The sequence below is a fragment of the Pseudolysinimonas sp. 10J20-29 genome, from assembly GCF_055809595.1.
The window spans coordinates 2,462,499-2,485,487 of the sequence record NZ_CM147917.1 but is presented as its reverse complement, the minus strand read 5'-3'; the positions used below and the strand labels follow the sequence as shown (position 1 = coordinate 2,485,487).

The following is a 22,989-nucleotide window of genomic DNA, read 5'->3' as shown; positions in this document are numbered from 1 at the left end:
CAGCATCTACTCGTGCGGTCGAGGGGCGACGCCAAGCTTGGCGCAGGCGTCGTCGTAGAGGGCCACGACCTCGCGGCGGATCTCGGGCCGCTCGCTGATCGGGCCGCTCGGCCACGGCACCCGCACCGTGTGCTCGACGCCGTCGACCGTCGTGCTCCACACGCCGCCGGACTCGTCGAGGCCGGCCATCGTTGCGGCGGTGGCGCCGTCGACCTCGGCCGGGCCGAAGGCGCGCGCGATGAGCAGGTTGTCATCCGGGTGGTCGCCGTTCATGTGGTGCAGCACGGCGGCGACGATCTCGGGCGCAAAGGTCATGCGCTCAACGCTAGTTGCTCAGTCGCCCAGGTAGTCGAGCAGGAACTCGGCGGTGCGGGCGAAGGCGAGGCCCGCCGCCTGCGGGTCCACCTCGTCGGCGAGCGAGGCGTTCGCGAAGGAGTGCGTCGTGCCCGGGTAGTCGTGGCGGGTCACCGGCGTCTCGTCGTCGTCGAGCCGGGCGATGAACGTCTCCGGCTCGGCGCCGGGCGCCCACTCGTCGGTGCCCGCGAAGTGCAGCAGCACCGGGCAGGGAACGACGCCGTCCTCGGACTCGGCGAGGGTCGCGGTGTAGGCGACCACCGCATCCACGTCGCCGGCCTGCGCGGTGAGCAGCGCCAGGCCGCCGCCGAGCGCGAAGCCGATGAGGCCCACCCGGTCGCTGCCCTCGTCGCGGCCGCGCTCGATCGCATCCTCGACCATCATCAGGGCGGCGGATCGCTCCAGGCCGCTCGCCAGCCGCTCCGCCTGGCCCTCGTCGGTGGTGGCGACGCCGTCGTAGAGGTCGAGCACGACGACGCGCAGCCCGCGGCGCGCGAGCGCCTCCGCGTAGGAGGCCAGCCAGGGCAGGCGCCCGAACCAGTCGGGGATCACCACGACAAGCGGATCGCCGGGCTCGCCGAACTCGAGGTTGCCCGGCGACGGGTTGCGGACCAATGCGCTCATGGTGCCAATCGGAGAGGGGATGACGGGAATCGAACCCGCGCTATCAGCTTGGGAAGCTGAAGTTCTGCCATTGAACTACATCCCCGCGGTGCGTTGTTTCGAGCAACAACAGGAAAGCCGTATGAACTATCTTACCCGTCGCGCGTGACGACGCGACGCGCGAGCGAGGATTGCATCCTCGTCCGGAGAGAAGGAATTCGGGTTGTTTCTGCTAAGCACCCGCTTCGGCGCATCAGTTGTTGCGGCTGGCTGGACGTTATGCGTGAAAACTCCGAAGCAAGTGTGTCGCGGGGTGCATCGATCACCTGGCCGCTCGCCTCGAGTTCAAGCCGCATCAGATCACCCGGGCTATTGCCCGCACCTGGAACACCGATGGGCGACTACGGCTTGACCTCGACGATGGCGAACCGTGTCTTCACCGAATCAGCTTGCTCACGGTCGCGTCGTTCCTGAAGAAACGAGCTTCAGGCGGGTCAGGCGGGCTTCGACGATGAGTTCGAGCTTCACTGATGTCGGGCCGGGCCGCGACTGGCGGCTGAGGAAACAGCTCGTTGGAGTCCGCGTCGGTCGAAGAGTTCAGTATGCCGAGGGCGCCGGGTTCAGCTGATGGTCGACCGGGCGTTTCGCCGGGCTATACGCCGCCACACCCGATGCGAACGTGGAGCGCCGGGCTTTGGGGACCAGTCAGAAGGCGCCCTCGATTGCGGCCGCCACCCAAGGCACGTCAAGTCTTCTCGCGAAGGTCGGACGCGAGGCCGAGGCGCGCGGCAGGCCTTACGCGATGCGCGCTCACCTTTCCTGCATGATGGGGGAATGGTGCCCCCTGAGACTTCAACTGCGAACCGCGACACGTGGTGGGTCACTCGCCCGAAACGCTCACTAGCGGCGGCTCCGGGCGCACTCAGGGAACTTGCCCATGTAGCTAGTAGCTCCCCGTGGCGAAAAGCGAGCGCAAGCGCTTCTGGCGCTCAGCGGCGATTCGAGCAACGCCTCGAGAGCAACGACCTGAAGGCTGATCGCAACAAGCGAGACCCCAACGGTGGCGGCCCACGCACATACGTGGCGTGGCTTCGATCGCTGGGTCTGTTGTGGGAGGGAGACGATGGTCAGCTGTACCTCACCCTCGCCGGTGAGGCGATTGTGGAGGGCAAAGAATCGGTCGCGGAGGTGATGTCGAGGCAGATCTTGCATTACCAGTTCCCGTCTTCGTTTTCAACGAAAGCGTTTCTCTCCCGCGTGAATGAGCGCTTCGCGGTCAGGCCTTTCGTGCTTCTTTTGCAACTGCTCCTGGACGAACGTCTCGGCGGGTATCTGACGCAAGCCGAGGATGTCGCCAAGATCGTGCTCTGCTACGGAGATAGCAACTCACAGAGCTGCGTGAACGATGTTGTTGCGAGGATCTTGGAGCTACGGTCTCACGGCGATGCGAGCCTGGACCACGACTACCTAAATCGCTTCCGCTCGAAACGATCGAACGAAGCGACGCTCGAGAAACTCTTCGGAAATCTGAATGACATCGCCAACACCGTTGGTAACTGGCTTTCCCACACGCAACTGGTGACTCGCGCCCACGGAGGCCTCTGGAGCATCACGCCCGGTGCAGAACGCGCGGCCAAGGAGATCGTCGACGCGATGTCCAGCCGACCTTTGATCAGAGGATGGGACCATGAAGAACGCTTCCAGCGACGGTACGGGCTTACTCCAGGCAAGAGCAAAGACAACCGCTCAGTGCAGGCAATTCAGAACGTCAGCGCGGATCTCGTTCAAGAGCGCGCAATCATCAAGGAATACACAGAGCTCGCGACTTCTCGGCTGATACTCGACATTGACGATGCGCTCGTAGCGAGAGTCGCCGCCGCCACAGCCAGTAGCCCCGCAAAGGTTCAAGCGGTTCTTCGAGAGCGCGTAGCGACAGGCTACGGCGGGTTCTTCATGTCCTACATTGAGCTGGCGCAGGGATCGACCCGAACAGCCCGCGCCTTCGAGAACGCCACGAAAGAAATCTTCGACACCGTGTTCGGCTTCTGCGCCAAGCATATCGGGCAGTCCGGGCGCGATCCCCGCCCCGACGTAGTGTTGTACTCGAAGACCGAGCGGTACGGCGCGATCATCGACACCAAGGCATATCGCGACACCTACGCCCTGCATCATGCTCATCGCGGCGTCATGCACAACTACGTAACGGACTACCCCGAGTACCGGCTCGGGGAGGGCGGTTTGGGCTTCTTCGCCTACGTTGCGCGCTCTTTCGGCCCCAACATCGACGCGCAGATCGCAGATGTGTCCGCGCGCACCAACAATGTGCCAGGTGGCGCCATCACCGCCCAAGAGCTAATCCTGATGTGTAAGCGCCATCTCCAAACGCAGCCCTACACTCACGCTGAGATACGGCGCATGTTCTCTGGTAACCGGAGCGTGGCCGTCGAGGGCCACGAGCGTTCACTTGAGGAGCTGGTCGCCGCTGCTACTGCTTAGGCCGCTGCGGGTCGAGCCCGGCCACCTAGTCGATTACCGGAAACGACGACGGCACCGAGGGGTAACTCTCGCCCGCGAAGCTCTTGAGCACAGCCTCGAAGATCACCTGGGCGCCCTTAGCGGGAACGGCCATGCCAACCTGTTTGCGCACCGACTCCTTGTTGCCTTCGAACACGAAGTCGTCAGGGAACGTCTGCAGGCGGGCGCGCTCACGGTTGGTTAGCGCTCGCGGCTCGGCCCAGTGATACACGTGAGTGCCTCCCCCGCCGGAGCCAGTGATGGTGTAAGCAGGCTTCGAGGAATCCAGCCTCTTGTAGATCTGGGAAATCTTCGTCGCGGTCTTGATCTGAAGGTCTTCGGGGAGATCCGCGGTGAACGCCGATTGCCCCTCCCCGATCAGACTCAGACGTTCTACCACCCTTGTGGATTGGCGAGTCAGCTCTTGATTCGTAGCCCAGCCCGGAATTGGTGGCTTCGTCAGCGCGGAACCTGATGATACGTTGACGGTGGTGTACGGCTCCGGACTCGGCACCTCGAATTCCACGCCCAGGTCATCCCGGATCCCGATGATGATGATTCGGTGCCTCGCCTGCGGTACACCGTATTGCTCGAACTTGTAAAGATGGGGGACCAACCGGTAGCCCGACGTGCGCATGTCGACAAGGATCTGCTTCAGCGCTTGGCCGCCGGCATTGGACGTAAGTCCACCAACGTTCTCGGCCAGAAAGAACGCTGGCCGGAACAAGTCCAGCGCCTTGATGCCGTACGTGTACAGCGGGCCAAAGGTCCCATCGAAGCCCTTGCGCTCGCCGACAACTGAAAAGTCGTTGCACGGGAAGCCGAACGCCAACGCGTCAATGTCTCCGATCGTCTTGAGTCGATCGAAGTCCAATGTGCGCACGTCGCCATGGATGACGGCCGGCGAGTCCACGTCTCCCATTACATTGCGGGCGTAGGTGCGGCAGGTGTCCAGGTCGTAGTCGTTCGCCCACTGATGCTCAATGCGGTAGCGGGGATCTGAAATCGAAGCCCGAGCGCCGCCGACGCCGATCCCGCCAGGGCCAGAAAACAGCTCACCGAGGCGAAAGACCGTTCGATTCGTGTCCTCAGCCGTTCGTTCCGCAGCTACGGTGGCCAGGCGTACTCCTCCCGCCGTTGCGCGAGCAGCCGCGTCTCGGGCGAGTTCCATCATGCGCGTCTCGGTCTTGCTCATCACTGTCTTTCTGTTAGATGGCGGCGGTGCCGACGTCGTAGGCCCAACCAGCCCTTGGTCTCGTTTCAAACGTTGGATGGTTGAACGAGACACCCCGAGCGATCGAGCAACAAGCTGAGCTGAAGTGCCAGTCAGCAACCCCGACAACGCCATCATCACGTCATCGTCGGACAAAGCACGGGGCCGACCCGGCGCTCTGCCGTCATGGCTGGTTTTCGTCATTGGAAGCGGGCAAGGCCTTCTCTCGATGGCTAGCTACGGGTGCTCGTGGTGTGTCAATACTATTCAGCGCCTACGCGAACGCCGAGCGCCACGCCCCGCCAGCCAAACCGGCCTCAGCAGTGGCATCGAGGCGGAGGCTAGCCTCTCCCCATGAGTGACCTTGAGGGCGCGCGCCGGCGCCCTTGAGCTAGTAGCTCCGCCGGCTAAACAACCGTTGCGCGCCTTGCGCCGCGACATGCTTCGTGGGCGACGGCCGCTACCAGGAGGGGAACGCCGAGCGATCACGAACATACGGGGAAGTGCAGCGAAATCAGCTCGGGAAGCTGAGGTCCGGCCATTGAACTACCTCCGCGCGGTGCCGCTAGTCTCGACCCATGCTGCTGAGCGATCGCGACATCCGCGCCGAGCTGTCGACCGGCCGAATCGGACTCGACCCTCTCGATCTGGACATGGTGCAGCCGTCGAGTGTCGACGTGCGCCTCGACCGCTACTTCCGGCTGTTCGACAACCACAAGTACCCGTTCATCGACCCGGCCGAGGAGCAGCCCGAGCTGACCCGCCTGGTGGAGGCGAAGCCGGGTGAGCCGTTCATCCTGCACCCGGGCGAGTTCGTGCTCGGCTCCACGTTCGAGCTGGTGTCCCTGCCCGACGATGTGGCGGCGCGCCTCGAAGGCAAGTCGAGCCTCGGCCGCCTGGGCCTCTTGACGCATTCGACCGCCGGATTCGTCGACCCCGGCTTCTCGGGGCACGTCACCCTCGAGCTCAGCAACGTCGCGACTCTGCCGATCAAGCTGTGGCCGGGGATGAAGATCGGGCAGCTGTGCTTCATTCGCACCAGCTCGCCGGTCGAGAACCCCTACGGCTCGGGGCCGTACGCGAACCGCTACCAGGGGCAGCGTGGGCCGACCGCCTCGCGCAGCTTCCAGAACTTCCACCGCACCGACGTGAGTGCGACGGATGCGGGAGCGCTCGGGAACTAGGGGTTTCGATACGCCCTGCGGGCTACTCAACCCGCGGTTTCGATACGCCGACTGCGTCGGCTACTCAACCCGCTCAGCCTTGGCGGTTGAGTAGGCGCGAAGCGCCGTATCGAAACCTGGTGTGAATCCGGGCGGTTTCGACACGCTCTTTGGGCTACTCAACCCGCGGGCCAGGCGGCGAGCTGCCAGCCGAGCCAGGGGCTGAACGCGAAGGGCGTGGCCCCGACCGCGGCGCGCAGCTCGGCCGGGTCGACCCATGCCCACTCGGCGACCTCGTCGGCGGCGGGAACCGGGTCGGCATCCGCGACGGCCGTGTACACGGGGCAGATCTCGTTCTCGACGATTCCGGAGGCATCCACGGCGCGGTAGCGGAACTCGGGAAGCGCGACCGTGATCTCGCCGATCTCGAGCCCGAGCTCCTGGCGGGCGCGGCGGCGGATCGCCTCGACCATGTCCTCGCCGGGTCCCGGGTGGCCGCAGAACGAGTTCGTCCACACCCCCGGCCACGTCTTCTTGCCGAGCGCGCGACGGGTCACCAGCACCCGGCCGGATCGGTCGGAGACGTGGCACGAGAACGCCAGATGCAGCGGCGTCGACTCGTCGTGAACGCTCGCCTTGTCGGCCGTGCCGATCGCCGTGCCCTGCTCATCGAGCAGAACCACGAGCTCGTTCTCGACAGGGCCGAAGGTCTCTGGGTGCGGGCTCATCCTGAAGGTAGTCTGCCGGAATGAAGCATTCTCCGTCGGAGATGGTCACCGAAGACCGGCAGGCTGTCGTCGACAACGTGCTGGCGCAGTTCTTCCGCGCGCAGCTTTCCCGAGCCCGCACGCTCGACGCGAGCTACGTCGACCTGTGGGAATCCCTGGAGGCGAACACGGTCGGCGGCAAGCGATTCCGGCCGCGGATGGTGTCGCTCGCCTACGACGCGCTCGGCGGCATCGAGGTCGAGCCGCCCGCCTACGTCGGCGCCGCGTTCGAACTGCTTCACACCGCGCTCATCATCCACGACGACGTCATCGACCGGGACTTCGTGCGCCGCGGCGCCCCCAACATCGCCGGCATCTACCGCGACCGGGCCCTCGGGCGCGGCCTCGATGTGGCGACCGCCGAGCACCGCGGTGCCAGTGCGGCGGTCATCGCCGGCGACCTGGCACTGTTCAACGCCTACCGGCTGATCGACCGCAGCGGTGCGAACGACGTCGTGCGCGACCGGCTGCTCGAGGTGCTCGACGAGGCGCTGTTCGCGAGCGCTGCCGGCGAGCTGATCGACATCGACTACTCGGGCGGCGACGAGCCCCCGCCCGTGCACGACATCCTGCGGATGGTGCGGCTGAAGACCGCGGTCTACACCTTCGAGTGCCCGCTGCAGGCGGGCGCGATTCTCGCCGGCGCCTCGGATGCGGTGGTCGCCACCCTCGGCGACTTCGGTCGCGAGATCGGCATCGCCTTCCAGCTCGTCGACGACCTGCTCGGCGTCTTCGGCGCGGAGTCGCTGACGGGCAAGACGACGCTCGGCGACCTGCGCGAGGGCAAGCGCACCGTGCTGATCGCCTACGCGATGATGCGCAGCGGCTGGGGCGAGTTCGCGGCCGACTTCGGCAACCCGGACCTCGACGAGGCGGGGGCCGACCGCATCCGCGCGTTCCTCACCGACTGCGGCGCGCGACGCTACCTGGAGTCGCTCGCGCGCGACTATTCGCGACGCGGCCTGGAGCGGCTGTCGGCGCCGCACGTTCCGTCGGCGCTGCGTGATGTACTGATCCCGGTGGCGGACGAGGTCTTGGAGCGCGTGAAGTGAGTCGACGGGAACGGCGTGCCGAGAAGCGCGCCGACGATGGTGGTCCGCGCCTGGAGCTGTACTCGGCGCTCGCCGAGGAGACGGCGAGCCTGGTCATCGCACGCTATTCGACCTCGTTCGGGATGGCCTCGCGGCTGCTCGGCCGCGGGGTGCGGCAGCCGATCGAGAACCTCTACGCCCTCGTGCGCGTCGCCGATGAGATCGTCGACGGCGGTGCCGAGCAGGCGGGCCTCGACACGGTCGTGGCGGCCCGGCTGCTGAACGACCTGGAGCGCGACACGGAGCGCGCGATCGAGGAGGGCTACAGCGCCAACCTGGTCGTGCACGCCTTCGCGCGCACGGCCCGCTGGGCGGGATTCGGCGCCGAGCTGACGGCGCCGTTCTTCGAATCGATGCGGATGGATCTCTCGCTCACCCGCCACGACCATGACAGCTTCGAGCGCTACGTCTACGGCTCCGCCGAGGTGGTCGGGCTGATGTGCCTGGCGGTGTTCCTCGCCGACGACGGCACTGAGCGCACCGCCGAGGACCGGGAGACCCTGGTGGCCGGGGCGCGCGCGCTCGGCTCGGCGTTCCAGAAGGTCAACTTCCTGCGGGATCTCTCCGCCGATGTCGAGGCGCTGGGTCGCAGCTACTTCCCCGGGCTCGACCCGCAGAAGTTCGACGAGGAGGACAAGGTGCGGCTGCTCGACGACATCGACGCCGAACTGGCGACCGCGGCGCGGTCGGTGCCGCTGCTGCCGGCGAACGCACGACGCGGGGTGAGCCTCGCCCACGCGCTGTTCGGAGAGTTGTCGACCCGGCTGCGGGCGACGCCCGCGGCGGACCTGCTCACGACGCGCGTGCGGGTGCCGGATCCGGTGAAGCTGCGCTTGGCGCTCGCCGCGAATGTTCGGACCGCCCGATGACGCGCGCGATCATCATCGGCGGCGGCATCGCGGGACTCGCGACCGCGGCGCTGCTCGCCCGCGACGGCCACGAGGTCACCGTGCTGGAGCAGCGTGACGTGGTCGGCGGTCGTGCCGGATCCTGGGAGCGCGACGGGTTCCGCTTCGACACCGGACCCTCCTGGTATCTGATGCCGGAGGTGTTCGACCACTTCTTCCGGCTGCTCGGCACCACCGCCGACGAGCAGCTGAGCCTGACCCAGCTCGACCCCGGCTACCGGGTCTTCGGCGAAGGCCACCCTGAGCCGCTCGACATCGCCGCGAACCGCGAGGCCAACATCGCCCTCTTCGAGAGCGTCGAACCGGGTGCCGGCGCCAAGCTCGCCCGCTACCTCGACAAGGCGAAGGAGATCACGCGGCTCGCGATCGATCACTTCCTCTACTCCACCTTCGACAAGCTCGGCCCGGTCTTCTCGCGTCGTGTCGTCGCGCGCGGCGGGCGCCTCACCCGGCTGCTCACCGAGTCGCTGCACTCGCTCGCCGCCCGCACCGTCACCGAGCGACGGCTGCGGCAGATCCTCGGCTACCCGGCGGTGTTCCTCGGCTCGGCGCCGCGGCTCGCGCCGAGCATGTACTCGCTGATGAGCCACCTCGACCTCGAGGAGGGCGTCTTCTACCCGCAGGGCGGCTTCACCGTCGTCATCGAGCGGATCGCGGCGCTCGCCGCGGCGGAGGGCGCCGAGGTGCGCACCGGGGCGAGCGTGCAGCGCATTGTGGTCGAGAACGGCCGTGCCGTCGGCGTGGAGGTCGTCGGTGCCGACGGCGCGACGGAGCGACTGGATGCCGAACTGGTGGTGTCGGCCGCCGACCTGCACCACACCGAGACCCGGCTGCTCGAGAACGCCGCCGACCGCACCTTCCCCGAGTCGTACTGGGCCAAGCGCACCGCGGGGCCGAGCGCCCTGCTGCTGCTGCTCGGCGTGCGCGGCGAGCTGCCGAACCTCGAGCACCACACGCTGCTGTTCTCGGAGGACTGGGACGAGAACTTCGGGGCGATCTTCGACAGCCCGTCGCGCATCCCGGCGACCCCGTCGCTGTATGTCTGCAAGCCCAGCGGGGTGGATGCCTCGGTCGCCCCCGAAGGCCACGAGAACCTGTTCGTGCTGGTTCCGCTGCCCGCCGATCCGACGATCGGCGCCGGCGGCGTGGACGGCGCGGGCGACGCCGAGGTGGAGGCGCTCGCCGACCGGGTGATCGCGCAGATCGCCGACTGGACGGGCACCCCGGACCTCGCCGACCGCATCGTCGTGCGCCGCACGATCGCACCGCGCGACTTCCAGACCGACCTGAACGCCTGGAAGGGCACCGCGCTCGGCCCCGCGCACACGCTGAGCCAGAGCGCGTTCTTCCGGGCCGGCAACAAGAGCAAGAAGGTCGACAATCTGCTCTATGTCGGCGGCTCGACGATCCCCGGCATCGGCCTGCCGATGTGCCTGATCAGCGCCGAGCTGATCGTGAAGCGGCTGCGCGGCGACACGAGCGCCGGACCGATGCCGGAACCGCTGGAGCGCGCGTGAACGCCCTCTACCTGGTCGGGCTGCTGATCTCGCTGACCGGGATGGTCGTGCTGGATGTGCGCTTCCGGCTGTTCTTCGCCCACTCCTGGTGGCGCGCCGCGATCGTGATGGCGGTCGGGATCACCTACTTCCTGATCTGGGATGTCGCGGGCATCGACGCCGGCATCTTCTTCCGCGGCAACCCGGAGCTGCTGACCGGCGTGCTGCTCGGCCCGGAGCTGCCGCTGGAGGAGCTCTTCTTCCTCGCCCTGCTCTGCTACACGGTGATGAACAGCTACGGCGCGGTGGCCCGCCTGCTCGCCCGGCGCGGGGAGGCGCGAGGCTGACCATGCTGACCTACTGGCTTCTCAACCTGCAGTTCCTGATCGCCGCCGTGCTCGTGCTGCTCGTGTCGCTACTGGCCCGACGCGCCCCGAGCGGCCGTGCCGTCGGCGCCGCGGCCGTGATCACCCTCGTGCTGACGGCGATCTTCGACAACGTGCTGGTCGGCACCGGGATCGTCGCCTACGACGTCGCCCTGACCAGCGGACGCACGATCGGCGTCGCCCCGATCGAGGACTTCGCGTACACGATCGGCGCGATCGTGCTGCTGCCCGCGCTGTGGGCGATGCTCGGCGGTCCCCGCGCCTCCGTGCACACGTCTCCGGAGGATCCGCAGGGCACCCCCGTCGTTCCAGGCGCCGCCAGCGCATCCGGCCGAGATCTCCGGAGAAACGACGCACCCGGGCGGGAGGGGGAGGCGTGATCCGCGCGCTGTTCCTGACCAGCCGGCCGCTCAGCTGGGTCAACACCGCCTACCCGTTCGCCGCCGCCTACGTGCTCGCCACCGGGCGCGTCGACGCGACGCTCATCGTCGGCACCCTGTTCTTCCTGGTGCCGTACAACCTGGCGATGTACGGCATCAACGACGTCTTCGACTACGAGTCCGACCTGCGCAACCCGCGCAAGGGCGGCGTCGAGGGCGCGCTGCTGCAGCCGCGCTACCACCGCCTGACGCTGTGGCTCTCCGGCCTGGTCGCGCTGCCGTTCGTGGTCTACCTCGTCGTGGTCGGCGATCCGCTCAGCTGGCTGGTGCTCGCCGTGAGCCTGTTCGCCGTGGTCGCCTACTCGGCGAAGGGCCTGCGCTTCAAGGAGCGGCCGTTCCTGGACTCGGTCACCTCCAGCACGCACTTCGTCTCGCCCGCCGTCTACGCCCTCGTGCTGGTCGGCGCCGAGTGGACGCCCGTGACCGTCGCCGTGATCGTCGCGTTCTTCCTCTGGGGCACCGCCTCCCACGCCTTCGGGGCGGTGCAGGATGTGCTGCCCGACCGCGAGGCCGGGATCGGATCGATCGCGACCGTGATCGGCCCGCGCGCGACCACCCGGCTCGCGATCGCGGCCTACCTCGTCGCGGGCGCGCTGCTCCTGCTGCTGCCCTGGCCGGGAATTCTCGCCGCGCTGCTCGCGGTGCCCTACGCGCTGAATGCGGCGCCGTGGTGGAACGTCACGGAGGAGGAGTCCGAGACGGCCAACCGCGGCTGGCGCCGCTTCCTGTGGCTCAACTTCGCCACCGGGTTCCTCGTCACGATGCTGCTGATCGCCGGGGCGCTGCTCGGCTGAGCGCTCCCGCTACGGGCCGTCCGGGTCGTCGGTCCAGCCGAGGTTCCGGGCCATGCGCTCCAGCGCCTCGAGCGTCTGCGCGTACTGCTCCTCGCTGAGCCCGGCGCCGACCGCGTGCAGATGCTCGGTGACGACGTCGCTGAGCCGCTCGAACACGTTCGCGCCCGACTCGGTGACCTCGTAGTGGCCGCCGCTCAGCACCAGCCACTCGCTGTCGACCAGTTCGGCGAGGTGCTCGGCGCTCGAATCCGGATCGTCGGGACTGTCGGCCAGGTACGGCGAAATGGTCGCATCGAGGGTGGCCAGGTCGGCCGGGCCGCGCGACAGCACGGTGAGCAGCTGCCACTGCCGATGCGTGACGCCGTGCTCGATGAGCACCTCGTCGAACTTCTCGTTGATGAGTCGGTCGACGAGCTTGAGCCAGAAACCGATCGGGCGCGCGGCGCCTTCGGGCGTGCCGTTCATGCCTCCACGCTACGCGGACGCGCCGTGTCGGGCCAGGCTCTCCAGCGCGTGTTCAGGTGCGTGCGGCGCCCGTCACTCGATCTGCGACTGCTTGGGCTTGACCGGCAGCATGAGCAGCAGGCCCGCGAGCAGCACAAGCACGATGCCGATGATGCCGAAGCGGGTGTCGCCGGTGAACCCGACGAACAGCGTGAACAGGCCGGGCGCGAGGAAGCTGACGGCGCGACCGGTCGTCGCGTAGAGGCCGAAGATCTCGCCCTCGCGGCCGGGGGGCGTGATCCGCGCCAGGAAGCTGCGGCTGGCGGCCTGCACCGGCCCGACGAAGAGCGTCAGGAACAGCCCGGCGATCCAGAATCCGGTCTTGGCGTCGCCGATGAACAGCACGGCGCTGCCGGCGATCAGCAGTCCGACGAGCGAGCCGATGATGACGTTCTTGGCGCCGAGCCGGTCGTCGACCCAGCCGCCGATGAAGGTGCCGATGCCCGCCACCAGGTTGGCCGCGACGGCGAAGTAGATGACCTCGGTGGAGCTGAAGCCGAACACCTGCGCGGCGATGATCGCGCCGAAGGTGAAGACCCCGGCGAGGCCGTCGCGGAACACGGCGCTGGCGAGCAGGAACAGCAGCACCTGCGGGCTCTTCCGGGCGAGCGCGGCGATGGTGCGGAACAGCTGACGGTAGCTGCCGAGGATGCCGACCCGGTTCTCGCGGGTCTTCTTCGGGATCTCAGGGACCTTGATCAGCACCGGCAGGGCGAAGACGGCGAACCAGAGGGCGGAGACCAGGATCGCGAGGCGGATGTCGAGGGCGCCGCCCTCGGTTCCGAACGGCACGTTCAGGAGTCCGTTGCCGGTCTCGCTGCCGAAGTTCTGGATGAACAGGACGAGCAGCATGATGAGCAGCACGATGCCGCCGACGTAGCCCATGCCCCAGCCGAATCCGGAGACGCGTCCGACGGTCTTCGGCGTCGAGACCTGCACGAGCATGGCGTTGTAGTTGACGCTCGCGAACTCGAAGAACAGGTTGCCGGCGGCGAGGAGCGCGGCGCCGAGGTAGATGTAGCTCGGGACGGGCGCGACGAAGAACATCGCGGCCATCGCCAGCACCACCAGGCCGGTGTTGATGCCGAGCCAGAGCTTGCGGCGACCGGAGCCGTCCGAGCGCTGCCCGAGGATCGGGGCGAGCAGGGCGACGAGCACGCCCGCGATGGTGAGCGCCCCCGAGATCACGGTGGCGTTGGCCGCCTCGGCGGCGACGAGCGCCGGGTTGCTGTCGTCGCCGGCCGCCGCGGCCACGATCTCGGGGTCGACGAAGAGGCTGCTGGCGAGGTAGGTCGAGAAGACGAAGGTCGTGACGACCGCGTTGAACGAGGCGGAGCCCCAGTCCCACAGCGCCCAGGCGCGCACGCGCGACTTCGGAATCGGCTGGTCGGCGAGCAGCCCCTGCCCCACGGTGCCGATGGCGCGGGTGTTCCCGTAGATCGGCGGAGTCGGCGGGGTGGTGGTGTCGTCAGCGTCGTCGGCACCCGGCGTGGTCTCGGTCATGCACGCACGCTACTGCTGTCGGGTGAACCGGCGGTAAAGAACACCCCGGCGCGGCGTGACTTGAGTCGAGAAGACTCAAGATTCGCTGTGTCAACTTGACGCACAGGAACGCGACCGTAAACTTGATACCGCGCGACTCAAGGTGAACCTCACCCCGTCGTGAACCACAGACTCACAAGGAGATACCCCACATGGCTCGAGCAGTCGGAATCGACCTCGGAACGACCAACTCGGTCGTCTCCGTCCTCGAAGGTGGCGAACCCACCGTCATCGCCAACGCGGAGGGATTCCGCACGACGCCGTCGATCGTCGCGTTCACCAAGGACGGCGAGGTCCTCGTCGGAGAGACCGCGAAGCGCCAGGCGGTCACCAACGTCGACCGCACCATCGCGAGCGTCAAGCGCCACATGGGCACCGACTGGTCGACCGAGATCGACGGCAAGAAGTACACGCCGCAGGAGCTCTCGGCCCGCATCCTCGGCAAGCTGAAGCGCGACGCCGAGCAGTACCTGGGCGAGAACGTCACCGACGCCGTCATCACGGTTCCCGCCTACTTCAACGACGCCGAGCGTCAGGCCACCAAGGAGGCCGGTGAGATCGCGGGCCTCAACGTGCTGCGCATCATCAACGAGCCGACCGCCGCGGCCCTGGCCTACGGCCTCGACAAGGGCAAGGAGGACGAGCTCATCCTCGTCTTCGACCTCGGTGGCGGAACCTTCGACGTCTCCCTCCTCGAGGTGGGCAAGGACGACGACTTCTCGACCATCCAGGTGCGCGCCACCGCCGGTGACAACCGCCTCGGCGGTGACGACTGGGACCACCGCGTCGTCGAGCACCTCATCAAGAAGTTCAAGGAGACCACCGGCGTCGACGTCTCCAAGGACAAGATCGCCCTCCAGCGACTCAAGGAGGCGGCGGAGCAGGCCAAGAAGGAGCTGTCGAGCTCGACCAGCACCAACATCCAGCTGCCCTACCTCTCGCTCACCGAGAACGGCCCGGCCAACCTCGACGAGTCGCTCACCCGCGCCCAGTTCGAGCAGATGACCTCCGACCTCCTCGACCGCACCAAGAAGCCGTTCCAGGACGTCATCAAGGAGGCGGGCATCAAGGTCGCCGACATCGCGCACGTCGTGCTCGTCGGCGGCTCCACCCGCATGCCGGCCGTCGCGGAGCTCGTCAAGAAGGAGCTCGGCGGCAAGGACCCGAACAAGGGCGTCAACCCGGACGAGGTCGTCGCCGTCGGCGCCGCGCTGCAGGCCGGTGTGCTGAAGGGTGAGCGCAAGGACGTGCTGCTCATCGACGTCACCCCGCTGAGTCTCGGCATCGAGACCAAGGGCGGCATCATGACCAAGCTCATCGAGCGCAACACGGCCATCCCGACCAAGCGCAGCGAGACCTTCACGACCGCCGACGACAACCAGCCGTCGGTCGCGATCCAGGTGTACCAGGGCGAGCGCGAGTTCACGCGTGACAACAAGCCGCTCGGCACCTTCGAGCTGACCGGCATCGCCCCCGCGCCGCGCGGCGTTCCGCAGGTCGAGGTCACCTTCGACATCGACGCGAACGGCATCGTGCACGTGTCCGCCAAGGACAAGGGCACCGGCAAGGAGCAGTCGATGACCATCACCGGCGGCTCGTCGCTGCCGAAGGACGACATCGAGCGCATGGTGCGCGAGGCCGAGGAGCACGCCGCGGAGGACAAGGCCCGCCGTGAGTCGGCGGAGACCCGCAACGCCGCCGAGCAGCTCGCCTACTCGGTCGACAAGCTCATCACCGACAACGCCGAGAAGCTGCCCGAGGACGTCAAGACCGAGGTGCAGGGCGACGTGGATGCGCTGAAGACCGCGCTCCAGGGCGAGGACGACGCGGCCGTGAAGACCGCGTTCGACAAGCTCAGCGAGAGCCAGACGAAGCTCGGCGAGGCGATCTACGCGGCCGGTGCCGCCGACGCGGAGGCCGCCGCGGCGGCCGGCGAGGCGGGCGAGCCCGCCGCCGAGCAGCCCGGTGAGGACGACATCGTCGACGCGGAGATCGTCGACGACGAGGAGCCCAAGAAGTAGTCATGTCGGACGAGCGAAGCAACAACGACGAGCCCACGACGCCCGATGAGGCGCCCGAGGAGTCGACCGAGGAGGTGGCGTCGGAGGACGGCGCCACCGCCGAGGTCGACGGAGTCGAGGACCTGATCGCGGCGGAGGACGCCGATGTCGAGCTGAGCGACGCCGATCTTGAGCTGCTGGCCGAGGCCGAGCGGGACCTGGTCGCGGAGTACCGCGAGCGGGCCGCTCGTGCCGAGGCCGAGCTCAAGAACTTCCGCACCCGGGTGGAGCGCGACCGCCAGGCGAACCGCGAGGCGGTCATCGCCGAGGTGATCCGCTCGCTGCTTCCCGCGATCGACGACCTCGATCGCGCGGACGCGCACGGCGACCTGGTCGAGGGCAGCCCGCTCACGATCGTGTCGCAGAAGATCCGTGCGGGCTTCGAGAAGTACGGGCTGCGGCGCGTCGGCGAGAAGGGCGAGCCCTTCGACCCGAAGCTCCACGAGGCCCTCGTGCAGCTCCCGAGCGCGGAGGTGACGGTGAACACCGTGGCCGATGTGATCGAGCCCGGCTACGCCCTCGGCGAGCGGCTCATTCGCGCGGCCAAGGTCGCCGTCAGCGTCCCCGAATAGAACGAGCGGAGATCCGATGGCCAGTCAGGACTGGTTCGAGAAGGACTTCTACGCCGTGCTGGGCACGTCGAAGGATGCCTCCGATGCCGAGCTGAAGAAGGTCTATCGCAAGCTGGCTCGGCAGTATCACCCGGACTCCAATCCGGGCGATGCGAAGGCCGAGGCGCGGTTCAAAGAGGTCAGCGAGGCGTACACGGTGCTCTCCGATCCGGAGCAGCGCGCCGAGTACGACCAGATGCGCGCCATGGGCGCCGGCGGTGCGCGGTTCACCGCCGGCGGCCCCCAGGGCGGCTTCGACGACGTGTTCAGCGGCCTGTTCGGTCAGCCGGGCGGTCCGCGCGGCGGCCGTCGCGCGAGCGCGCGCCAGTCCGAGTTCGAGGACCTGCTGGGCGGCATGTTCGGCGGAGCCAGCGCCGGCGGCTTCGGCACCTCGAGCGGCGGCTACCGCGGATTCGGCGGCCCCACCAAGGGCGCCGACGCGGTCGGCGCGACGACGATCGACTTCCTCGACGCGATCCACGGCACCACCGTGAGCATCCAGATGCAGAGCGGACGCACGACCAAGGCGAAGATCCCCTCGGGGGTGGCCGACGGTCAGAAGATCCGCGTCCGCGGGGCCGGTTCGCCGAGCCCGGACGGCGGACAGCCCGGCGACCTGGTGATCGCCGTCTCGGTGCGCCCGCATCCGGTGTTCACCCGCGACGGCCTGAACCTGCGCGTCGATGTCCCGGTCACGTTCGTCGAGGCGGTCAATGGCGCGACGATCGAGGTTCCGACCCTCGACGGCGACCCGGTGCGCCTGCGAGTCGCCCCCGGAACGCCGAGCGGGCGGGTGCTGCGCGTCAAGGGCCGCGGCGTCGTTACGGCGAAGGGCACTGGCGACCTGCTCGCCACCGTCGTGGTGGCGGTGCCGAGCCATCTGCCGGACAAGGCGCGTCAGGCGCTGGATGACTTCGCGGCGGCGATGCCGGCCGAGAATCCGCGAGATGATCTGCTGAGTCGAGCTCGGAACGCATAAGGCACGGGGGACGCGATGACCGTTGACGAGAACAGCCCGCTGTTCGCGATTGCCGTCGCGGCCGAGCTGAGCGGGATGCATCCTCAGACGCTGCGGCAGTACGACCGCATGGGGCTGGTCAGCCCGCGCCGCACCGCCGGCCAGTCGCGGCGCTACTCGATGCGCGACGTGGTGCAGCTGCGCGAGATCGCCCGGCTGAGCTCCGAGGGGCTCAACCTGGAGGGCATCCGGCGCATTCTCGAGCTCGAGAATGAGGTCGAGGCGCTCACCGAGCGCGTGCGGGAGCTCGAGGGCGCCCTCGCCGATGAGCTGCTCAATCGCCCCGGCCGTCGTGTGTTCGCGGCGGGCGCGCGCGGCGACGTGGTGAGCCTGCGGGCGGGCACGCGCGTGAAGCGCAACCAGGTCGTCGTCTGGCGGCCGATGCTGCCGCCGAGCGACTGAGGCTCAGCCCTCGACGCTGCGCCGCCCCGGCTGGGCGGTGCCGATCTCGCGGGCGAGCGCCAGCAGCACGGTCGCGCCGTCCGGGCCGGGCCGCCAGCGGTGCGGGCGATCCGCTGGATGCGTGATCGCGTCGCCCGCGGCCAGCGTCCACTGTCCGACCTGCTCGACCTCGACGTCGAGCGAGCCGTCGACGAGGTAGACGGTCATCTCCCCGGTGGACTCGAACCAGCCGCCGAGGTCCTCGCCGGGCCGGATGCGGTACTCGACGACCTCGAGCCGGTGATCGGGTCCCGCGGCGAGCAGTCGGCCGACGGCGGCGTCGGTGCGGTCACTCACCGGCAGCCGGGCGCCCTCGTCGGCGCGGACGACGAGGGTCTCGCTCTCCCCGCCGATCGCGGGCATCAGCGAGCTCGGCGAGATCTCGAGGGCGCCGGCGATGCGGTACAGCGTCAGCAGCGAGGGAACGGTGCGGCCGCGCTCGACCTGGCTGAGGAATGGCTGGCTGACCTTGGCGCGGCGGGCGAGTTCTCGCATCGAGAGGCCCGCGGCGGCCCGCGCGTCGGCGATCGCGGTGCCGATGACGCCGAGGACGCGGTCGTTCTCATCGATCTGTAACGCGTCGGAAACCTGTTCGCGCGGGGAATCGGACAAGATAGCGATAACCAATACCTATCAGCCGCAATCCCTCGGATCGCGATCGTGAGGAGAGCCTACATGTCCGTCTTTGCCGTCCCCGCGATCGACATCAGCGCCTACATCGGCGAGGGCAGCGACGAGGAGCGTCGCGAGATCGCCCGCCAGATCGACGAGGCCGCCCGCACGGTCGGCTTCATGCAGATCACCGGCCACGGCATCCCGCTGGAGACCTGGCAGCGGCTCGGCCGCGCCATCGACCGCTTCTTCGCGCTGCCGCTCGAGGAGAAGAAGCGCTACCGCGCGCCGAAGGGCATCAACCGCGGCTACTCCCCGCCGAAGTCGGAGCGCCTCAGCTACAGCCTCGGCGTCGAGAAGGCCGAGCGCATGAACGACTTCTTCGAGGCGTTCAACACCGGCGCCACCCAGGCCGACTACCCGCACGTCGAACTCGATCCGATCGACTACGCGGCGAACATCTGGCCCGAGGTCGAAGAGTTCCAGTCCGACGTCGAGAACTGGATGACGCACGCCGGATCGGTCGCGCACGTCATGATCCGCATCTTCGAGGACGCGCTCCACCTGCCGGCCGGCACGCTCGCCGGCATGACCGACCACTCGCTCGACGTGCTGCGCATGAACAACTACGCGCTGCCGGACGGCGCGAAGGTCGAACTCGACGGCGACCTGATCGGCATGGGCGAGCACACCGATTTCGGCATCGTCACGCTGCTGTGGGCCGACGACGTCAAGGGCCTCCAGGTGCTCGACGACCAGGGCGGCTGGAACGACGTCTCGCCGCTGCCGGGTGCGCTGCTGGTGAACCTCGGTGACGTGACCGCGCGTCTCACGAACGACCAGTGGCGCTCGACCCTGCACCGGGTGAAGCCCCCGGTGATCAACGGCACGATCCGCCGCCGCCGCTCGGCTGCCTACTTCTTCGACGGCGACGTCGACGCCGTGATCTCGACGCTCCCGGGCATCCTCGCCGAGGGGGAGGAGCCGCTCTACAAGCCGATCACGGTCGGCGAGCACATCGCGGCGAAGCTGCGCGGATCGCGCGACCTGGTCAACAACACCGACGACACCGAGCGCGAGGCCACGCGCGTGCTCTCGGCGTCGGCGAGCTAGTCCGGCGCCTCCCGCACGGGCGCCTCGAGACCGGGCGCCTCGAGACCGGGCGCCTCTAGACTGGGCGCCTCATGTTCTCGTTCGACGACCTGCGTCGACGGCCCGACTTCGAGGCGCCCGAGCTTCGCGCCTGGGACGCCGCCGATGCCTACCTGCTCGACCAGGCCGGGTCGGCGCTCGCGACCTCGCGACTGGCGATCATCGGCGACACCCACGGCGCGCTCACCCTCGGCGCGCTCGACCGCGGGGCGAGCGGGGTGCGGGTGCATCAGGATGCCCTGCTCGGCGAGCTCGCGCTGCGTGCGAACGGCGCGGGCGACTACCGGCAGCTGCCGCTCGATGCCGAACTCGTCGCGGGCGCGACGCTGGTGCTCGTGCGGCTGCCGCGATCGTTGGAGGCACTGGAGGAGATCGCGGCGCTGATCGCCCGGGAGGCCGACCCCGAGGTGGTCGTCATCGCGGGCGGGCGACTCAAGCACATGACACCGCGCATGAACGAGGTGCTGCGACGGCACTTCGACCGGCTCGACGTCTCGCTCGCGCGGCAGAAGTCCCGTCTTTTGATCGCGCGCGGTCCGCGGCCGGGCGGAGCCGTCGAACCTCGTCGCGAGTTCCACGATGAGCTCGGCCTGTGGGTGGTCGCGACCGGAGGTGTCTTCGCCGGCACCTCGCTCGACATCGGCACGCGCGCCCTGCTCGACGTGTTCGATCGGCTTCCCGCCTTCGATCGGGCGATCGATCTGGGCTGCGGCACCGGCATCCTCGCCGCCTCTCTCGCCCGACTGCGCCCCGAGGCGCGGGTGCTCGCGAGCGACCAGTCGAGCGCCGCCGTCGAGTCGGCGCGGCTCACCATGGCGGCGAACGGACTCGAGGTGGAGGTCGAACGCGATGCCGCACTCGCGGCCCAGCCGCCCGCCAGCGCCGACCTGATCGTGCTGAACCCGCCGTTCCACAGCGGCGCCGCCGTGCACGAGGGGGTCTCGCGCGCGATCTTCGAGGGGGCCGCACGCGTGCTGCGCCCGGGCGGCGAGCTGTGGACGGTCTTCAACTCGCATCTCGGGCACCGCGCCGTGCTCGAGCGCGTGGTCGGACCGACCCGCCAGGTGCACCGCACCAGCAAGTTCACAGTGACGGCCTCGCGTCGCCGGGTGTAAACTTGAGTCACACGCACTCAAGTTTGGAGCACCATGGCGAACATGCAAGGCGCGCCCTCCAGCCAGGAGGAGCAGAAGAGCGCCCTCGAGCAGTACGGCGTCAACCTCACCGAGATCGCCAAGAGCGGCAAGCTCGACCCGGTCATCGGGCGCGACTCGGAGATCCGCCGCATCAGCCAGGTGCTCACCCGCCGCACCAAGAACAACCCCGTGCTCATCGGGGAGCCCGGCGTCGGCAAGACCGCCGTCGTCGAGGGCCTCGCCCAGCGCATCGTCGCGGGTGACGTCGCCGACTCGCTGAAAGACAAGCAGCTCGTCTCGCTCGACCTCGCCGCCCTCATCGCCGGAGCCAAATACCGCGGCGAGTTCGAGGAGCGGCTCAAGGCCGTCCTCAAGGAGATCAACGACTCCGACGGCAAGGTCATCACCTTCATCGACGAGCTGCACACCCTCATGGGCGCCGGCGGCGGTGAGGGCAGCGTCGCGGCGGCCAACATGCTGAAGCCGATGCTCGCCCGCGGTGAGCTGCGTCTGATCGGCGCCACCACCCTCAACGAGTACCGCGAGTTCATCGAGAAGGATGCCGCGCTCGAGCGCCGCTTCCAGCAGGTCTACGTCGGCGAGCCGAGCGTCGAAGACACCGTCGCGATCCTGCGCGGCCTGAAGGAGCGCTACGAGGCGCACCACAAGGTGACGATCGCCGACAGCGCGCTGGTCGCCGCCGCCTCCCTCTCCAATCGGTACATCACCGCCCGGCAGCTGCCGGACAAGGCGATCGACCTGATCGACGAGGCGGCGAGCCGGCTCAAGATGGAGATCGACTCCAGCCCGGTCGAGATCGACGAGCTCAAGCGCGCCGTCGACCGGCTCCGCATCGAAGAGCTGGCGCTGAAGAAGGAGAAGGACGCCGCCTCCAAGGAGCGCCTCGAGAAGCTGCGCGCCGACCTGAGCGTCAAGGAGAAGGAGCTCGACGCGCTGCAGATGCGCTGGAACGCCGAGAAGAGCACGCTGCACTCCGTCGGCGACCTGAAGAGCATGCTCAACGACACCCGCATCGAACTCGACAAGGCGATGCGCGAGGGCGACTACCAGAAGGCCTCCAAGCTCAACTACGAGACGATCCCGGGAATCGAGAAGCGTCTCGCCGCGGCCGAGCAGGCCGAGCAGAGCGGCCCCCGCATGGTCAACGACCAGGTGACCGACGAGGACATCGCCGCCGTGGTCGCGGCGTGGACCGGCATCCCGGTCGCCAAGCTGCAGCAGGGCGAGACCGAGAAGCTGCTGCACCTGGAGGGCGAGCTCGGCAAGCGCCTGATCGGCCAGAAGGATGCGGTGCGCGCGGTCAGCGAGGCGGTGCGCCGTACGCGCGCCGGCATCTCCGACCCCGACCGGCCGACCGGCTCGTTCCTGTTCCTCGGGCCCACCGGCGTCGGCAAGACCGAGCTGGCGAAGGCGCTCGCCGAGTACCTGTTCGACGACGAGAAGGCTCTCGTGCGAATCGACATGAGCGAGTACGGCGAGAAGTTCTCCGTCTCGCGCCTCGTCGGCGCCCCTCCCGGCTACGTCGGCTACGAGCAGGGCGGACAGCTGACCGAGGCGGTGCGGCGACGCCCGTACTCGGTGATCCTGCTCGACGAGGTCGAGAAGGCGCATCCCGAGGTCTTCGACGTGCTGCTGCAGGTGCTCGACGACGGGCGCCTCACCGACGGCCAGGGCCGCACGGTCGACTTCCGCAACACGATCCTGATCCTCACCTCGAACCTGGGCAGCCACTTCCTGACCGACCAGACGCTCGAGTGGTCGACCAAGGTCGAGGCGGTGCACGACCTCGTGCGCACCTCGTTCAAGCCGGAGTTCGTGAACCGGCTCGACGACATCGTCGTGTTCGCGCCGCTCAGCAAGGACGACCTGGGGCAGATCGTGTCGCTGTACATCGATCGGCTCGAGCGTCGACTCAGTGAGCGCCGACTGCAGCTGGCCGTCACCCCGGATGCCCGGGCCTGGCTGGCCGAGCGCGGGTTCGACCCGGTGTACGGCGCCCGACCGCTTCGCCGCCTCATGCAGCACGAGATCGACGACAACCTGGCGCGCGCGCTGCTCTCGGGCGAGGTGCGCGACGGCGACACCGTGCGCGTCGACCTTTCAGGCGACGAGCTCCAGGTCACGCACGCCCCCCGCGACGACGACTGATCCCCCGCGCGCCTT

22 protein-coding genes and 1 tRNA gene are annotated in these 22,989 nt (G+C 68.3%); 15 read left to right on the top strand and 8 right to left on the bottom strand.

Annotated features, from left to right (window positions below; genetic code table 11):
• Positions 1-6: 6 nt before the first annotated feature.
• From AC0L6Y_RS12035 to AC0L6Y_RS12025, 3 genes are all read right to left on the bottom strand, one after another.
• Positions 7-315 carry a DUF2470 domain-containing protein gene (locus tag AC0L6Y_RS12035; RefSeq protein ID WP_473552750.1) on the bottom strand — a complete coding sequence of 103 codons (309 nt, stop codon included), beginning with the start codon at positions 313-315 and terminating at the stop codon, positions 7-9.
• Between the two features lie 18 nt (positions 316-333).
• Positions 334-978 (bottom strand): dienelactone hydrolase family protein, encoded by a 645-nt coding sequence (locus AC0L6Y_RS12030; RefSeq protein ID WP_473552748.1) that lies wholly within the window; start codon positions 976-978, stop codon positions 334-336.
• 14 nt (positions 979-992) lie between these two features.
• Positions 993-1,063: transfer RNA gene (locus tag AC0L6Y_RS12025), tRNA-Gly, on the bottom strand.
• A 974-nt stretch (positions 1,064-2,037) separates the two neighbouring features.
• Here AC0L6Y_RS12025 and AC0L6Y_RS12020 point away from each other — a divergent pair.
• Positions 2,038-3,453: a PDDEXK family nuclease gene (locus AC0L6Y_RS12020; protein ID WP_473552745.1), complete on the top strand. Its 1,416-nt coding sequence runs from the start codon at positions 2,038-2,040 to the stop codon at positions 3,451-3,453.
• Between the two features lie 25 nt (positions 3,454-3,478).
• On the opposite strand, the gene AC0L6Y_RS12015 is transcribed toward AC0L6Y_RS12020, so the two are convergent.
• Positions 3,479-4,666, bottom strand: a complete 1,188-nt coding sequence (locus tag AC0L6Y_RS12015; protein WP_473552741.1) for a DNA cytosine methyltransferase — start codon at positions 4,664-4,666, stop codon at positions 3,479-3,481.
• Positions 4,667-5,262: 596 nt separating this feature from the next.
• Between AC0L6Y_RS12015 and dcd the strand changes: the two genes are divergently transcribed.
• Positions 5,263-5,868, top strand: coding sequence for a dCTP deaminase (gene dcd / locus AC0L6Y_RS12010; RefSeq protein WP_473552738.1), 606 nt, complete (start codon positions 5,263-5,265; stop codon positions 5,866-5,868).
• Between the two features lie 158 nt (positions 5,869-6,026).
• Here the strand turns inward: dcd and idi are convergent, their stop codons facing one another.
• Positions 6,027-6,575: an isopentenyl-diphosphate Delta-isomerase gene (gene idi, locus AC0L6Y_RS12005; RefSeq protein WP_473552736.1), complete on the bottom strand. Its 549-nt coding sequence runs from the start codon at positions 6,573-6,575 to the stop codon at positions 6,027-6,029.
• Positions 6,576-6,595: 20 nt separating this feature from the next.
• Between idi and AC0L6Y_RS12000 the strand changes: the two genes are divergently transcribed.
• The 6 genes from AC0L6Y_RS12000 to AC0L6Y_RS11975 are packed head-to-tail and all read left to right on the top strand — an operon-like array spanning position 6,596 to position 11,729.
• Positions 6,596-7,666 (top strand): polyprenyl synthetase family protein, encoded by a 1,071-nt coding sequence (locus tag AC0L6Y_RS12000; protein ID WP_473552734.1) that lies wholly within the window; start codon positions 6,596-6,598, stop codon positions 7,664-7,666.
• Complete coding sequence (locus tag AC0L6Y_RS11995; protein ID WP_473552732.1) at positions 7,663-8,574, top strand: phytoene/squalene synthase family protein; 912 nt, start codon at positions 7,663-7,665, stop codon at positions 8,572-8,574. The genes AC0L6Y_RS12000 and AC0L6Y_RS11995 overlap by 4 nt, the downstream gene beginning before the upstream one ends.
• A complete protein-coding gene (gene crtI, locus AC0L6Y_RS11990; RefSeq protein WP_473552729.1) occupies positions 8,571-10,130 on the top strand; it encodes a phytoene desaturase family protein in 1,560 nt (519 codons plus the stop codon). Before AC0L6Y_RS11995 ends, crtI begins: the two co-directional genes overlap by 4 nt.
• Positions 10,127-10,456, top strand: a complete 330-nt coding sequence (locus tag AC0L6Y_RS11985; protein WP_473552726.1) for a lycopene cyclase domain-containing protein — start codon at positions 10,127-10,129, stop codon at positions 10,454-10,456. The genes crtI and AC0L6Y_RS11985 overlap by 4 nt, the downstream gene beginning before the upstream one ends.
• A 2-nt stretch (positions 10,457-10,458) precedes the next feature.
• On the top strand, positions 10,459-10,875 hold the full coding sequence (locus AC0L6Y_RS11980) for a lycopene cyclase domain-containing protein (RefSeq protein WP_473552723.1): 417 nt from the start codon (positions 10,459-10,461) through the stop codon (positions 10,873-10,875).
• Entirely contained in the window at positions 10,872-11,729 is an 858-nt protein-coding gene (locus AC0L6Y_RS11975) for a prenyltransferase (protein WP_473552721.1), read from the top strand. Before AC0L6Y_RS11980 ends, AC0L6Y_RS11975 begins: the two co-directional genes overlap by 4 nt.
• Positions 11,730-11,738: 9 nt before the next feature.
• On the opposite strand, the gene AC0L6Y_RS11970 is transcribed toward AC0L6Y_RS11975, so the two are convergent.
• Together AC0L6Y_RS11970 and AC0L6Y_RS11965 are read right to left on the bottom strand one after the other, a co-directional pair.
• Positions 11,739-12,194, bottom strand: coding sequence for a MarR family winged helix-turn-helix transcriptional regulator (locus AC0L6Y_RS11970; RefSeq protein ID WP_473552719.1), 456 nt, complete (start codon positions 12,192-12,194; stop codon positions 11,739-11,741).
• Positions 12,195-12,266: 72 nt separating this feature from the next.
• Complete coding sequence (locus AC0L6Y_RS11965) at positions 12,267-13,736, bottom strand: MFS transporter (RefSeq protein ID WP_473552715.1); 1,470 nt, start codon at positions 13,734-13,736, stop codon at positions 12,267-12,269.
• A 191-nt stretch (positions 13,737-13,927) separates the two neighbouring features.
• Between AC0L6Y_RS11965 and dnaK the strand changes: the two genes are divergently transcribed.
• From dnaK to AC0L6Y_RS11945, 4 genes are read left to right on the top strand one after another with little or no spacing between them, the layout of a single operon-like run.
• Positions 13,928-15,796 carry a molecular chaperone DnaK gene (dnaK, locus tag AC0L6Y_RS11960; RefSeq protein ID WP_473552712.1) on the top strand — a complete coding sequence of 623 codons (1,869 nt, stop codon included), beginning with the start codon at positions 13,928-13,930 and terminating at the stop codon, positions 15,794-15,796.
• Between the two features lie 2 nt (positions 15,797-15,798).
• Positions 15,799-16,407 carry a nucleotide exchange factor GrpE gene (locus tag AC0L6Y_RS11955; RefSeq protein WP_473552709.1) on the top strand — a complete coding sequence of 203 codons (609 nt, stop codon included), beginning with the start codon at positions 15,799-15,801 and terminating at the stop codon, positions 16,405-16,407.
• Positions 16,408-16,423: 16 nt separating this feature from the next.
• A complete protein-coding gene (locus AC0L6Y_RS11950; RefSeq protein WP_473552706.1) occupies positions 16,424-17,425 on the top strand; it encodes a DnaJ C-terminal domain-containing protein in 1,002 nt (333 codons plus the stop codon).
• A 15-nt stretch (positions 17,426-17,440) separates the two neighbouring features.
• Positions 17,441-17,866, top strand: a complete 426-nt coding sequence (locus AC0L6Y_RS11945; RefSeq protein WP_473552703.1) for a heat shock protein transcriptional repressor HspR — start codon at positions 17,441-17,443, stop codon at positions 17,864-17,866.
• 3 nt (positions 17,867-17,869) lie between these two features.
• Here AC0L6Y_RS11945 and AC0L6Y_RS11940 read toward each other — a convergent pair whose 3' ends face one another.
• The gene (locus AC0L6Y_RS11940; RefSeq protein WP_473552699.1) at positions 17,870-18,517 is read right to left on the bottom strand and encodes a helix-turn-helix domain-containing protein; all 648 of its coding nucleotides are present in this window, start codon (positions 18,515-18,517) and stop codon (positions 17,870-17,872) included.
• 63 nt (positions 18,518-18,580) lie between these two features.
• Here AC0L6Y_RS11940 and AC0L6Y_RS11935 point away from each other — a divergent pair, with 63 nt between their 5' ends.
• The 3 genes from AC0L6Y_RS11935 to AC0L6Y_RS11925 all read left to right on the top strand — a co-directional run bounded on the left by AC0L6Y_RS11935 (position 18,581) and on the right by AC0L6Y_RS11925 (position 22,974).
• On the top strand, positions 18,581-19,630 hold the full coding sequence (locus AC0L6Y_RS11935) for an isopenicillin N synthase family dioxygenase (protein ID WP_473552696.1): 1,050 nt from the start codon (positions 18,581-18,583) through the stop codon (positions 19,628-19,630).
• 71 nt (positions 19,631-19,701) lie between these two features.
• Complete coding sequence (locus AC0L6Y_RS11930) at positions 19,702-20,784, top strand: class I SAM-dependent methyltransferase (protein WP_473552692.1); 1,083 nt, start codon at positions 19,702-19,704, stop codon at positions 20,782-20,784.
• Between the two features lie 33 nt (positions 20,785-20,817).
• Positions 20,818-22,974 (top strand): ATP-dependent Clp protease ATP-binding subunit, encoded by a 2,157-nt coding sequence (locus AC0L6Y_RS11925; protein WP_473552689.1) that lies wholly within the window; start codon positions 20,818-20,820, stop codon positions 22,972-22,974.
• Positions 22,975-22,989 lie beyond the last annotated feature (15 nt).

Bases quoted from the DNA above. Each gene is read 5' to 3' on its own strand.
- dcd (WP_473552738.1), top strand. From the start codon at position 5,263: ATGCTGCTGAGCGATCGCGACATCCGCGCCGAGCTGTCGACCGGCCGA.
- AC0L6Y_RS12000 (WP_473552734.1), top strand. From the start codon at position 6,596: ATGAAGCATTCTCCGTCGGAGATGGTCACCGAAGACCGGCAGGCTGTC.
- dnaK (WP_473552712.1), top strand. From the start codon at position 13,928: ATGGCTCGAGCAGTCGGAATCGACCTCGGAACGACCAACTCGGTCGTC.
- crtI (WP_473552729.1), top strand. From the start codon at position 8,571: ATGACGCGCGCGATCATCATCGGCGGCGGCATCGCGGGACTCGCGACC.
- AC0L6Y_RS12015 (WP_473552741.1), bottom strand. From the start codon at position 4,666: ATGAGCAAGACCGAGACGCGCATGATGGAACTCGCCCGAGACGCGGCT.
- AC0L6Y_RS11950 (WP_473552706.1), top strand. From the start codon at position 16,424: ATGGCCAGTCAGGACTGGTTCGAGAAGGACTTCTACGCCGTGCTGGGC.
- AC0L6Y_RS11965 (WP_473552715.1), bottom strand. From the start codon at position 13,736: ATGACCGAGACCACGCCGGGTGCCGACGACGCTGACGACACCACCACC.
- AC0L6Y_RS12030 (WP_473552748.1), bottom strand. From the start codon at position 978: ATGAGCGCATTGGTCCGCAACCCGTCGCCGGGCAACCTCGAGTTCGGC.
- AC0L6Y_RS11930 (WP_473552692.1), top strand. From the start codon at position 19,702: ATGTTCTCGTTCGACGACCTGCGTCGACGGCCCGACTTCGAGGCGCCC.
- AC0L6Y_RS11955 (WP_473552709.1), top strand. From the start codon at position 15,799: ATGTCGGACGAGCGAAGCAACAACGACGAGCCCACGACGCCCGATGAG.
- AC0L6Y_RS12035 (WP_473552750.1), bottom strand. From the start codon at position 315: ATGACCTTTGCGCCCGAGATCGTCGCCGCCGTGCTGCACCACATGAAC.
- AC0L6Y_RS11925 (WP_473552689.1), top strand. From the start codon at position 20,818: ATGGCGAACATGCAAGGCGCGCCCTCCAGCCAGGAGGAGCAGAAGAGC.
- AC0L6Y_RS11935 (WP_473552696.1), top strand. From the start codon at position 18,581: ATGTCCGTCTTTGCCGTCCCCGCGATCGACATCAGCGCCTACATCGGC.
- AC0L6Y_RS11945 (WP_473552703.1), top strand. From the start codon at position 17,441: ATGACCGTTGACGAGAACAGCCCGCTGTTCGCGATTGCCGTCGCGGCC.
- AC0L6Y_RS11970 (WP_473552719.1), bottom strand. From the start codon at position 12,194: ATGAACGGCACGCCCGAAGGCGCCGCGCGCCCGATCGGTTTCTGGCTC.
- idi (WP_473552736.1), bottom strand. From the start codon at position 6,575: ATGAGCCCGCACCCAGAGACCTTCGGCCCTGTCGAGAACGAGCTCGTG.
- AC0L6Y_RS11980 (WP_473552723.1), top strand. From the start codon at position 10,459: ATGCTGACCTACTGGCTTCTCAACCTGCAGTTCCTGATCGCCGCCGTG.